This is a genomic window from Sphingobacterium sp. UT-1RO-CII-1, assembly GCF_026711005.1.
Taxonomy (GTDB): domain Bacteria; phylum Bacteroidota; class Bacteroidia; order Sphingobacteriales; family Sphingobacteriaceae; genus Sphingobacterium.
Window position 1 is genome coordinate 267,941 of the sequence record NZ_JAPPVJ010000001.1, and the last position, 12,067, is coordinate 280,007.

At 36.2% G+C, this 12,067-nt stretch carries 11 protein-coding genes and 1 other RNA gene; 7 read left to right on the plus strand and 5 right to left on the minus strand.

The genetic code is table 11. From position 1 onward, the window contains the following. Positions 1–14: 14 nt before the first annotated feature. Both ORI89_RS01075 and ORI89_RS01080 read right to left on the minus strand, forming a co-directional pair. The gene (locus ORI89_RS01075) at positions 15–533 is read right to left on the minus strand and encodes a hypothetical protein (protein ID WP_268228571.1); all 519 of its coding nucleotides are present in this window, start codon (positions 531–533) and stop codon (positions 15–17) included. A gap of 141 nt (positions 534–674) precedes the next feature. Next, on the minus strand, positions 675–914 hold the full coding sequence (locus tag ORI89_RS01080; protein WP_268228572.1) for a hypothetical protein: 240 nt from the start codon (positions 912–914) through the stop codon (positions 675–677). Between the two features lie 68 nt (positions 915–982). On the opposite strand from ORI89_RS01080, the gene dprA reads away from it, so the two are divergent. From dprA to ORI89_RS01105, 5 genes are all read left to right on the plus strand, one after another. After that, entirely contained in the window at positions 983–2,080 is a 1,098-nt protein-coding gene (dprA, locus tag ORI89_RS01085) for a DNA-processing protein DprA (RefSeq protein WP_268228573.1), read from the plus strand. Between the two features lie 342 nt (positions 2,081–2,422). Continuing rightward, positions 2,423–2,520: signal recognition particle sRNA small type (gene ffs, locus ORI89_RS01090), an RNA gene on the plus strand. 190 nt (positions 2,521–2,710) lie between these two features. Then, on the plus strand, positions 2,711–3,553 hold the full coding sequence (gene accD, locus ORI89_RS01095) for an acetyl-CoA carboxylase, carboxyltransferase subunit beta (protein ID WP_268228574.1): 843 nt from the start codon (positions 2,711–2,713) through the stop codon (positions 3,551–3,553). A gap of 161 nt (positions 3,554–3,714) precedes the next feature. Next, positions 3,715–5,133 carry a sialate O-acetylesterase gene (locus ORI89_RS01100; RefSeq protein ID WP_268228575.1) on the plus strand — a complete coding sequence of 473 codons (1,419 nt, stop codon included), beginning with the start codon at positions 3,715–3,717 and terminating at the stop codon, positions 5,131–5,133. A 405-nt stretch (positions 5,134–5,538) separates the two neighbouring features. Continuing rightward, positions 5,539–5,874 carry a MerR family transcriptional regulator gene (locus tag ORI89_RS01105; RefSeq protein ID WP_268228576.1) on the plus strand — a complete coding sequence of 112 codons (336 nt, stop codon included), beginning with the start codon at positions 5,539–5,541 and terminating at the stop codon, positions 5,872–5,874. Between the two features lies 1 nt (position 5,875). Here ORI89_RS01105 and ORI89_RS01110 read toward each other — a convergent pair whose 3' ends face one another. Together ORI89_RS01110 and ORI89_RS01115 are read right to left on the minus strand one after the other, a co-directional pair. Continuing rightward, on the minus strand, positions 5,876–6,364 hold the full coding sequence (locus ORI89_RS01110; RefSeq protein ID WP_268228577.1) for a metallophosphoesterase family protein: 489 nt from the start codon (positions 6,362–6,364) through the stop codon (positions 5,876–5,878). 15 nt (positions 6,365–6,379) lie between these two features. After that, the gene (locus ORI89_RS01115; protein WP_268228578.1) at positions 6,380–7,087 is read right to left on the minus strand and encodes a tRNA1(Val) (adenine(37)-N6)-methyltransferase; all 708 of its coding nucleotides are present in this window, start codon (positions 7,085–7,087) and stop codon (positions 6,380–6,382) included. 190 nt (positions 7,088–7,277) lie between these two features. On the opposite strand from ORI89_RS01115, the gene ORI89_RS01120 reads away from it, so the two are divergent. Beyond that, on the plus strand, positions 7,278–8,318 hold the full coding sequence (locus ORI89_RS01120) for a hypothetical protein (RefSeq protein ID WP_268228579.1): 1,041 nt from the start codon (positions 7,278–7,280) through the stop codon (positions 8,316–8,318). Positions 8,319–8,335: 17 nt separating this feature from the next. Here the strand turns inward: ORI89_RS01120 and mutS are convergent, their stop codons facing one another. Then, complete coding sequence (gene mutS, locus ORI89_RS01125) at positions 8,336–10,942, minus strand: DNA mismatch repair protein MutS (protein ID WP_268228580.1); 2,607 nt, start codon at positions 10,940–10,942, stop codon at positions 8,336–8,338. A gap of 177 nt (positions 10,943–11,119) precedes the next feature. Here mutS and mtgA point away from each other — a divergent pair, with 177 nt between their 5' ends. Further along, positions 11,120–11,842 carry a monofunctional biosynthetic peptidoglycan transglycosylase gene (gene mtgA / locus ORI89_RS01130; protein WP_442800864.1) on the plus strand — a complete coding sequence of 241 codons (723 nt, stop codon included), beginning with the start codon at positions 11,120–11,122 and terminating at the stop codon, positions 11,840–11,842. Positions 11,843–12,067: the final 225 nt, after the last annotated feature.

Here is a 12,067-nt window from a genome sequence, read left to right on the forward strand (position 1 = left end):
TCAAGTTAACGAAATTATAACCTGATCTTATCCATTAATACAGAAATAGAATCTAAGAAACTCTTCTCTCGCTTTAATACATAGGCGACCTGCTCATAATGTGTAGCTTTTGATATCCAAGCATAACTAGGTTTTGCATGAATGACAAACAAACGCAGTGTGTCTCCACTTAAATGAGAATACTCTTTAATTAAAGGTTCCCACATTTCGTTCACTAGGTCCTGCTCATACTCTTTATCAAATAACTTTTGTAAGTGCCGACTCCCCTTTCCTCTTCGACTTAAGTGATTATATAACTTCTGTATATTCACAGCCAAGCCTCCTGAGGTTGGTAAAGTCACCATATTTTTATTATCTCCCAAAAAGTAGATTTCCTTATGATTTTCCTTTTTCAATTCGTACTCCTCCAAAGGGGATAACTTACCTCTCGTGACTACAACAGTATCAATAACGAGTGTATCTTGTTTTAAAGTATCCTGATCACCTTTTTGCATTAAATTACTGGGCTTTGTTAAGGCAATAGTACAATACATCAAGAATATAATAAAAAAAACAAATAGTTTACACATGCACTAGTGATTTAGTGACTAATGTAGAAAAAACTCACTTTACCACTAAATGCTTTAACTTTCTTTAACGGCACAAAAAGCCCACTATTCTTAATCGGCGCTATTTTACTGCACAACTCTTGCAATGGCATCACCTATAGCATTCACCTCTTCATCCATTCCAAACATAGGCAAGTCTGTTTCTGGGTTTAATTTAAGCCAATTCGTATCCGTATCTCTAATAATTTTAACATACTCGACCCCATCTTTAAAAACCAAGTAAACATCTGTTTCTTCAGGGAAAATAGCATAAACAATATCGCCAATTTCTACATCAAAAGGTTCTTCTCCTCCTTCTAGTCTCATAACATATCTATTTTATTCACTCAAAGTTAGTTTATTTATATAAATTAACTATTTTTAAGTTTCCAATTATGAACAAACTACAACAAATAGCACTCACCCAGATAAAAGGTGTAGGTCCTAAAACAGGACGTATGCTACTAGAATGTTTTGGCTCTCCAAGTAATATTTTCTATGCTACTAGAGCCGAACTACACAATATTCCTGGGTTACCCAAAACAACGATCGACGCTATACTATCCAAAGACTGCTTACATAAAGCAGAAGAAGAAATGAATTTCTTAGAGAAAAATCAAATCCAACTGTTATGGATAAACGACACAGAATATCCCACTTTATTAAAACAATGTGATGATGCTCCCCTCATACTTTATTTCAAAGGACAGATTAGTCAAAAGCTTCAAAAAAGTATTAGCATCGTGGGTACAAGAAATGCCACGCCCTATGGTAAGCGGCTCTGTGAAGATTTAATCAGTTCTCTACAGGGTATGGATATACAAATCGTCAGCGGGCTTGCTCACGGTATCGACAGTTACGCACATCGAGCTGCATTGCGCCATAATATACCTACCATTGGAGTCTTAGGTCATGGTCTGCAAATGGTTTACCCTGCTGCAAATAGAGATCTAGCTGCACAGATGACATATAATGGAGGTGTTATAACAGAATTTTCTTCAACCACAAAGCCCGAACGCATGCACTTCCCTGCAAGAAATCGTATTATAGCAGGTATGTCCCATGTAACCATCGTCATTGAGGCCGCTATAAAAGGAGGGGCTCTTATTACTGCTGAAATTGCAAACAGCTACCATCGTGACGTCTGTGCTTTTCCCGGCGCGGTAGGACAAACTTACTCAGAAGGGTGTAACTACCTCATTAAGACAAATCGTGCACACCTCATTCGTCATGCTGATGACCTAATTTATATCATGGGCTGGGAGCAAACCTCAAAAACAAAAAATATACAATTAAGCTTACCTACAATTTCTTTATCGGCTGATGAACAGAAAATATACACATTCATGGCAACGAAAGGACATATTTCCTTTGATGATATAGCCCATGCTGTAAACTATCCTATCAGTAAACTCTCATTAATACTGCTACAAATGGAAATGAATGGACATATTATATCACTGCCCGGAAAAAGATATCAAATAGTAAAGTAAGCAAAGACCTAGACGAAATTAACCAGAAAGTTTGCAACGCTTGATTAAAATTCACTTTTCCAATCTATTTAAAATGCATAACAATTATTTTTTTAATAAATCAAGGCCTTCTTATACAAAAAAGGGATGCTAATAAAATTTTTTCTAAAAGAAGTAAAATGCAGAAAATCCCCCCCGTCCCCCTCCTAACTCTCCGGTGTAGTTTACATAAAATATAGCTCAACTGCTTAGCAGAGTAGAAACCCATCCTTATTTTACATTTTTATCGACTCATAATCAATCTAATAAACTAAGCTTTGCAAATAATTTTCGGAAAGCAGTTTTTTTTGCTACTTTTGTGATGGGCAAGTCTCCTACGACCAGCTCCCATTGACTCCCCCAGGTTGGGAACAAAGCAAGGGTATTTGGTTGAGCGGTGCGATAGGATAAGCTTGCCCTTTTTTAACCACCCCATCTACGATAAAGCCGTAGGACTGAGTTTTACAAGAACAACTCTTCTTATTTTTCCAAACAAAACATTTTTCTCATAGCAATACCGTTAAAAATTCGCATATTTTGATATTTTCATTTCAACTTTTCAGTTAACAACAATATTTTTCGTTAATTTGCATTTCGAATTAACGAAAACTTATGAGTTGGTTTAAAAGAAGCACAGCAGGAATTAATACGGCTACAGAACATAAAAAGGAAGCGCCGGACGGAATGTGGGAAAAATGTCCTAATTGTAAAAAGCCCCTATTAAATAGTGAGCAGATTGAAAACAAATACGTTTGCCAATATTGTGACTATCACATTCGCATTGGATCAGCTGCTTACTTCTCTATACTTTTTGACGACAATAATTACACAGAATTGTTCGCAAACTTAACGTCAGGTGACCCACTAGAATTTGCAGACACAAAGCCTTATCCTGTCCGCTTAGCGGATAGTCAGGCAAAAACAGGTCTAAAAGATGCTATTCGTTGTGGTCATGGAAAAATAAATGATCAGGATGTCGTAATAGCCTGTATGGACTTTACATTTATTGGAGGCTCTATGGGATCGGTTGTGGGTGAAAAGATTGCTCGCTCTATCGATTACTGTTTAGAACACAAGCTCCCATTCATGTTAATATCAAAGTCAGGAGGTGCGCGAATGATGGAAGCTGCATTCTCCTTAATGCAGATGGCTAAAACATCGGCTAAACTTGCTTTATTGGCAAAAGCTAAATTACCTTATGTTTGTTTACTAACAGATCCTACAACAGGTGGAGTTACCGCTTCCTATGCGATGCTAGGCGATATTAACATTGCCGAACCTGGAGCATTAATTGGATTTGCAGGTCCACGCGTGATTAAAGAAACTATAAAAAAGGATTTACCGAAAGGCTTCCAAACATCTGAGTTTGTATTAGAACATGGATTTCTAGACTTTATCGTCGACAGACGTAACTTAAAAAATAAAGTAGCTAGCTTTTTACGACTAGTCAAATAATATAAATATTAATGAGAAAAATAATAAAAGGTGTTTTATAAAACACCTTTTATTATTTTATAAAAATCTTCCCACAAGAAAACACCTAAGCTCCCACATTTAAAAGAGATTATTCTTAAATATATTTTCTATTTTTAGATCTAACAAATTAAATCTCTATTATGTCAACCAAAATTAAAACCATCAAAGCAATAGTTTACGCACTGCTACTGATTATCACCCTACCTACGCACGCACAACTTAGACTTCCGAATCATTTTTCCAATGATATGGTTCTCCAGCGCGAATCTGATGTATCGGTATGGGGATGGGCCAATGCTACAACCGAATTAAAAATTAAAGCATCTTGGCATCCCGACACCATTAAAGTAACAACTAATGGTGAAGGCAAGTGGACTACAAAAATATCAACAACGATTGCCGGCGGTCCACACAACTTATTAATAAAGAGCAGAAACGAATCCATCCAACTGAATAATATTTTATTAGGCGATGTCTTTCTTTGTTCAGGACAATCGAACATGGAATGGGGAGGTAATCAAAACCTAAAAGAGATCATCGATGAACTTCCTTACGCATCGAACCCAAATATTCGACTATTACAGATTAGTAGATATGCAGCCAATACGCCACAAGAGGACATAAAAAACCAATGGACAGAACTCAATGAAAAAACACTTAAACCTTTCTCAGCTATAGGCTATTTTATTGCCAAAAAATTAAATAAAGAAACAGGTATACCAATAGGTATTATTAACGCTAGTTGGGGAGGCACATCGGCAGAAGTCTGGACATCCAAAGATGTTTTTGATCAGGACGAAGAATTAAAGAGTTTTGCGGATCAGATAGAAATCAGCCCCTATTGGCCTACAAAAACTGGAGCTTTGTGGAACAGTATGCTAGCTCCACTAACCCCATTTAATATTAAAGCAGCTTTCTGGTATCAAGGAGAAAGTAACGTAGGAACATGGAAAGGCTATGATAAGTTAATGCAACAGATGATCAAAAGTTGGCGCAAAGCCTGGGATCAAGATTTTCCTTTCTACTTTGTCCAGATAGCTCCTTTTGCATATAACAATACAGATTCCCCTAAAGCGGCCCTATTAAGGGAGCAACAAAATAAAACGGCCCTAGCTCTTCCTAAAGTTGGAATGACAGTCGTAACCGACTTAGTTGATGATATTAAAGACATTCATCCTATACAGAAACAAGCCGTAGCAAATAGACTTAGCGACCTTGCCCTAGTTGAACTCTATAATGTATCAATAGACGACTATAAATCTCCGATTTATAAAAGCCATAAAATACAAAACAACAAAATTGATATCGATTTCTATTACACCAAAGGCAACTTAATATGTCCTGACCAAATTATCTCAGATATTTATATCGCAGGGGAGGATCAGGTTTTCCATCCCGCCAAAGCCACAATAGCAGGGAGCACCATCAGCGTGAGTTCAACAGTAGTAGAAAACCCTGTGGCAGTACGTTTTGGTTTTTCAGAAACAGCAATGCCAAACTTATTTAACGCTCGAGGATTACCTGTTTCCCCCTTTAGAACGGACAATTGGACAAACTAAAAATAATGGAAAAAGGAATAATATTTCCTTTGTTTTAAATAATGTTTATTAGACTCATTGTGATAAGCTTCTCTTTCGAAGCTTATCCTTAAATAAGCCTGCTGAAAGTCTCGGTATTTTATATAATGTAATACAAACTCAAGAATATACAACAAATAGAAAAACAGAACACCCAACTCCAATGCCTGGGATAAATGTATACGTTCGTGATTAAGTAAAATTAGATTATTTTTGTAGGACTTTTCAGCTAAAAAGATAAAGGGAAAAATAGTAACCGCAACCGCCCTCCGAGCTGAAAACAAATTCGTAAAAAATTTACTAATAACAACTACTCCTCTCATAAAACAGAACAAGTTTACGAAAACTCAAACATAGATCGTATATTTGTTTGAGAGAAATTAAGTTATGCCTTACAAAGAACGCGAAATAAACAAATTATATTACACGATGGGAGAAGTTACAGCAATGTTTGATGTAAACGCATCCCAAATACGGTTTTATGAGCGTGAGTTTGACATTTTAAAACCTAAAAAGAATAAAAAAGGAAATCGTCTTTTTACACAAGAAGATATTGCGAACTTAAGAATCATCTTCAATCTCGTAAAAGATAAGGGGTACACCTTACAGGGAGCCCGTGACTATTTACGTAGTAATAAAAACGAAGCCAAGGAAAACCAGCGGGTTATCGACTCTCTAGAACGACTTAAATCTTTTCTCATCGAAGTTAGAGACAACTTATAAATTAACGTAACTCAATCACTTCCAAATTTTCAATTTTATCCTCATTGATATCAAAACGCATTAACGTTCTGACTTGATGCCAGCCCTGTTTACCAGCTGCACCTGGATTTAAATGTAATAATTGCAACTTAGGGTCAAATTGTACTTTAAGAATATGAGAATGCCCACAAATAAATAACTTCGGAGAGTTAATAAAAATCCCCGGCTTTACCTGTGGAGCATACTTCCCCGGATACCCGCCAATATGTGTCATCCAAACATCCAATTCTTCACACATAAAACGGTCATGTTCTAAACAAACCGCACGTACTTCTTTCCCGTCTATATTTCCCCAAACGCCTCGGAAAGGTTTAAAACTCTGGAGTTGCTCTATAATAGCTACATCACCAAAATCGCCTGCGTGCCAAACTTCATCACAAGCGTCAAAATGCATAAAGACACGGTCATCGATAAAACCATGTGTATCTGAAATAAGTCCTATTTTCTTCATTTTATTACAATACTACTAAAAAGCAAGAAAAAAAGGACTTAAACATTCCTTATAAGAAGACGAATGCATCCCCTTTTCCTTATATATAACCAATCTACTCTTTTTTACCCCTAAGTTCTCTCGCGATATAGTTATTATTTTTCGAATAATATTCGAATTTTCAAAAGAAGAAATGGCTAGCTCTTCCAATAAAAACAGTTCTCTACTGCTTAGCAGTTCACAAACAATCCAGTCAGCCAGTTCCACAGGTAAAACACATTTAAATTTTCCTTTAGACGAAAGATAAAAGTCTACAAAGTCAATCATATGTTCAAAAAAAGAAAAATCACTATGCTTTGCCAAGCTTTTTCGTTCATCAGGATTACGCAAAGAGTCTGTATAGAACGGAGGGTTTGAAAAAATCAAGTCATACTTATGGTCAGTCTTAAAAGCTATGAAATCCGAATGATATGCTTCCATACGATCTCCAAAGGGAGATTTTCTAAAGTTATTAACTGCCTGCAAATAAGCCAGCTCATCTATCTCTATAGCATCAACCAAAGCTTCAGGATGCCATTGAGCAGCCATCAAGGCTATAACCCCTGTGCCAGTTCCAATATCTAAAATATATTTAAAACCATCACCATATAAATGTGCTCCTAATAAAACGCCATCCGTATTAATTTTCATTGCGCACTCGCCCTGATCTACCTCAAACTGTTTAAAACGAAATACTGCCCCCATACACTTAAATAATTTTGTGGTTAAACATAGTAATTTCTTTTATAAGAAATTTAATTTGAATACCTTAGCACTATAAAAAACACCTATGTCCAAGATTATCAGCTTTTTAATAAAAACAGTCTGTTTTACTCTTTTTTCTTTAATAGTCTTTGCTCAAGAAAAGAAGGAAATACAAAACTGTGAACAGATAATGAGAATAGCTTTGGATAAAATAACTCCACTTATTGATAAGAACGACTTTAATGATCTAGAATCTGTTCTGATGACGATACAAAGCACATGTGGAGACACCGAATTTACGCAACGACTACGTATATTAAGAGCCTTGATTGAAAAGAAAACTACGGGCGACTTAATCGCCGACTATTTTTCTAAAAAATATGTGGAAGTTTTAATTATGCGTTGGGATTATTCTATTGAAGAAGAATATAAAAGTATTTACCAAGATAATAAAAGTTATTTTAATTACGTCCCCTTGAGGCACCCTGTTGACTCCCTTATTAAACTAAAAGCAAATGCATTACTTTACTCTACCTCTTATAATTTAACAGAACAAGAACAAGAAATAATACTCTTATTTTCCGACCAAATCGAAGAATTTCAACAAACATATACACCAAGTCAAGAAAATTCACAGAGCCAAAACAACGAAAAAAACAATCAATTTTATAAAGATAAGTATGGTTTGCAAATTTATGCTGGCGTAGAGTATCCATTAACAGGTACAAACCCCGTATTTAAGACAAGCCCCACATTTGGCGTCACATTCGCATCTAAACTTTCATCGGACCTTCTCTATGAAATCGGAGCTAAGGTACGAATTAACAATAATGCCAAAACATTTGATTACCAATTATATGATGACATTGAAACCATAAATTCCTCAGCAAGCTATAGTTTTGGTGGTAATATCGGATATAAGCTTTTAGACAATGATACTTTTATACTATCTCCAAAAATAGGATTATACTGGGAGTCAACAAGTACCGGCTTATCTGAAATCATAGAAGATTATTATGATGATTATGGCAATAGTGTCCCAAATATCCGTTTCAACAATGTAAACACAATGAGAACGTCTATAGCTTTAAGCCTAATGCGCTATCTCATGAAAAAACAATACATAGGTATAGAATTAGCTTACCACTTTGTTCCCTATAATTGGGAAAAAAATCTCATCACAAGTATTCAGCCACACTACAGTAGTGCACAATTATTTTATCGCTTTTAATAAAGTACAGTTGGCACTTAATGTTTCAACACACGTTGTATTTCGTCCAACTTCATCAAAGCTTCTACAGGTGTTAAACTATTTACATCTAAGTTGTTCAACATATCACGAATCTTTTCTAAAATAGGGTCATCAATAGCAAACATTTGAAGCTGATAAGCCTGCTTTTGAATCTTACGCATACTATCTTTTATCTGCTCCCCGCCAGTCCGCTCTTGTTCCAATCGTTTCAGGATCTCACTCGCTCTACCTATAAGCCTAGGGGGCATACCAGCCAACTTCGCCACATGAATACCAAAACTATGTTCAGACCCTCCCGGTATAAGCTTACGCAAAAAGATAACCTTCCCACTCACCTCTTTGACCGTAACATTATAGTTCTTAATGCGCGACATAGATGTAGTCAACTCATTAAGCTCATGATAATGCGTTGCAAATAAAGTTTTAGCTCTAGCAGAAGGGTGATTGTGTAAAAACTCAGCTATTGCCCATGCTATTGAAATACCATCATAAGTACTCGTTCCTCTTCCGATTTCATCTAACAAAATCAACGACCGATCAGACAGATTGTTCATAATACTAGCTGTCTCATTCATCTCTACCATAAATGTAGACTCGCCCGATGATAAATTATCAGATGCACCTACCCGAGTAAAAATTTTATCAACTAATCCAATATTTGCTTCTTTAGCAGGAACAAAACAACCGATTTGAGCCATTAACACAATAAGTCCAGTTTGTCTCAATAAAGCCGATTTACCAGCCATATTAGGCCCTGTAATGATGATTATTTGCTGACTTTCTGGGTCAAGATACGTATCGTTGGTAATATAATCCTCTCCAATAGGTAAATTCTGCTCGATCACCGGATGCCTACCTCCTTTGATATCCAGCACTTTTCCTTCACTGATAAGAGGTCTAACATAATAGTTTTTCTCAGCAATGAATGCAAAATTCACAAAAACATCCAACTTCGCTATAAGTTGAGCATTCAGTTGGATCGGTTTAATATATGCAGCTATATCAAGTAAGAGCTCTGCATAAATCCTATTTTCAATTAACTGTATTTTTTCCTCTGCACCTAAAATTTGTTCTTCATACTCTTTAAGCTCCTCTGTAATATAACGCTCTGCATTGACTAGCGTCTGCTTCCGAATCCATGAAGAAGGAACTTTATCCTTATGTGTGTTTGTAACTTCTAAGTAATAGCCAAACACATTATTGAAAGCTATCTTTAAAGAGGGGATTCCTGTAGCTTCAGCTTCACGCTTCTGTATTTCTAATAAAAACCCTTTGCCGCCAAAAGAAATTTTACGCAATTTATCCAATTCCTCGTCCACACCATCAGCAATAACATTCCCCTTGTTAAGAGCTACGGGCGGCTCAACTTGAACAGTTTTTTCAATTTTGCTTCGGATTGACTCGCAAACATTTAATTGCTCCGATATTGCACGTAAAGATTGTGCATCTTCTATATCTGTTAAGGCTTTAAGCCTTTCTACTGCATAAAGAGAGTTTTTTAATTGTACAACTTCCCGGGGATTTGCCTTTTGAAGACCGATTTTTGATATTAGACGTTCTAAATCACCCACCTTCTTTATTTCTTCAGTAAGATCCTCTCGCAATGTTTTATCCTTATATAACCTATCGACAACGTTTAGCCGTTCTTGTATAGATGATAGATTTTTTAAAGGCATAACAATCCAACGCTTCAACAACCGAGCGCCCATTGGTGAAGATGTGTGGTCTAAAACATTTGCTAAAGTTATTGCGTTTTCATTTGTAGACCCAATAAGCTCTAGATTACGAATAGTAAATCTATCTAACCACATATACCTATCTTCCTCAATGCGTGCGATATTAGAAATATGCGGTAAGTTCCGGTGCTGCGCTTCATTAAGGTAATGCAAGGCAACGCCTGCCGCCACGACACCTAAAAGCATACGATCGATACCGAAACCTTTCATTGAAGTAACTTCAAAATGTTTCAGTAAAATTTCAATCGCATAATCACCTGTATAAGGCCAGTCATCAAGTGTATAGGTATAATACTGACTTCCAAAATTCTCTACAAAGCTCTTATATTGCTTTTTAGGTAAAATAATCTCAGTAGGCTTAAAACTTTGTAATAATTTATCTATATAAGTTACATTGCCTTCTGCCACTAAAAACTCTCCTGTGGAAATATCCAAAAAAGATAAACCATATTGTCCTTTTTCCCCTACCAGCGATGCTAGATAATTATTAGATTTTTGCTGAACAATATTGTCGTTGTAAGATACTCCTGGCGTAACAAGTTCTGTAACTCCCCTCTTAACAATAGTTTTCGTTTGTTTAGGATCTTCCAACTGATCACATATCGCAACGCGCTGACCCGCACGCACTAATTTCGGCAAATATGTTTCCAAAGAGTGATGTGGAAATCCAGCCAATTCAGTTTCCGACTCCGAACCATTACCACGCTTTGTAAGAACTATTCCCAAAATACCAGCTGCTTTAACAGCATCTTCCCCAAATGTCTCATAAAAATCCCCCACTCGAAATAACAATAAAGCGCCTGGATATTTAGCCTTTATAGAGCTATATTGTTGCATTAATGGGGTCTGTTTCTTCGCTTTTGCCAATCTTATGTACCTTTTTAAGTAAGTTGTAAAAATAAGGGAAATGCTCCGCATTGACAAGGCGTATTCTTATCTGTTAATTGATAAGATATTCCACCCTATTTTTCAACAGTTTCACGAAAGCATGTTTTTCTACTATTTCAAAAAAATCAAGTAGATTTGCGAGATAAAGCAGAAATAATGGCTATTATCAGATCATCCAAAAAAACAAATAAAAAACCGAAGAAAAAGCAATTCGTTTGGATCTGGCTAGTTCGCTCTCTTATTTTATTTTTTTTGTTCACTATCTTTTGGGTATTATTGTTAATTGTCATAAACCCACCGGTAACTTACTTACAACTACTTCGCGGCTTTGAAAGAAGGAAAGCCGATAAAGAGTGGAAAATCGAAAAAAAATGGCTTAATTACGAAAATATCTCTAGTAATCTAAAAAAAGCTGCCATCGCTGGAGAAGATGCTCGTTTTTTATCCCACAATGGTTTTGATACTAAAGCAATAAAAGCAGCGATCATCGAAAACCAAGAGGGAAAAAGGATTAGAGGAGGAAGCACAATAAGTCAACAAGTTGCAAAAAATGTTTTTCTTTGGCCGCAACGCTCGTGGTTACGTAAAGGCTTAGAAACATATTTCACATTATTAATTGAAACATTTTGGTCTAAAAAAAGAATATTAGAGGTTTATTTAAACGTCATTGAAATGGGGCAAGGTGTATACGGAGCCGAAGCGGCCAGTCAATACTACTTTCACAAATCTGCACAAAGCCTAACCAAACGAGAAGCTTCCCTTCTAGTAGCTATATTGCCAAGCCCTCAAAAATGGGATGCACGTAAGCCTTCAGCATATATAAATCGCAGAGCTAATAACATAGCCCGATACATAAATCACTACAAAATCCCCGAGTAACTACGGTCATACCTAATTAAGGTATTAAATGTTAATTATCAACTACATATTAGAAAAAAATCACTAACTTTATTTTGATAACCTTAACGTTATGTCATATGTTAAGTGCTTCCACTTTGTCACTGTTATCCGGTCTGATGTCAACTCATCTTTAACACCTACGTACTAGGCTCAAACACCATTGCGTCCGTGTTGACTCCAAGTCCTGTCCGTGTTCAGACCAAG

Bases quoted from the DNA above. Each gene is read 5' to 3' on its own strand.
- ORI89_RS01075 (WP_268228571.1), bottom strand. From the start codon at position 533: ATGTATTGTACTATTGCCTTAACAAAGCCCAGTAATTTAATGCAAAAA.
- ORI89_RS01080 (WP_268228572.1), bottom strand. From the start codon at position 914: ATGAGACTAGAAGGAGGAGAAGAACCTTTTGATGTAGAAATTGGCGAT.
- dprA (WP_268228573.1), top strand. From the start codon at position 983: ATGAACAAACTACAACAAATAGCACTCACCCAGATAAAAGGTGTAGGT.
- accD (WP_268228574.1), top strand. From the start codon at position 2,711: ATGAGTTGGTTTAAAAGAAGCACAGCAGGAATTAATACGGCTACAGAA.
- ORI89_RS01100 (WP_268228575.1), top strand. From the start codon at position 3,715: ATGTCAACCAAAATTAAAACCATCAAAGCAATAGTTTACGCACTGCTA.
- ORI89_RS01105 (WP_268228576.1), top strand. From the start codon at position 5,539: ATGCCTTACAAAGAACGCGAAATAAACAAATTATATTACACGATGGGA.
- ORI89_RS01110 (WP_268228577.1), bottom strand. From the start codon at position 6,364: ATGAAGAAAATAGGACTTATTTCAGATACACATGGTTTTATCGATGAC.
- ORI89_RS01115 (WP_268228578.1), bottom strand. From the start codon at position 7,087: ATGGGGGCAGTATTTCGTTTTAAACAGTTTGAGGTAGATCAGGGCGAG.
- ORI89_RS01120 (WP_268228579.1), top strand. From the start codon at position 7,278: ATGAGAATAGCTTTGGATAAAATAACTCCACTTATTGATAAGAACGAC.
- mtgA (WP_442800864.1), top strand. From the start codon at position 11,120: ATGGCTATTATCAGATCATCCAAAAAAACAAATAAAAAACCGAAGAAA.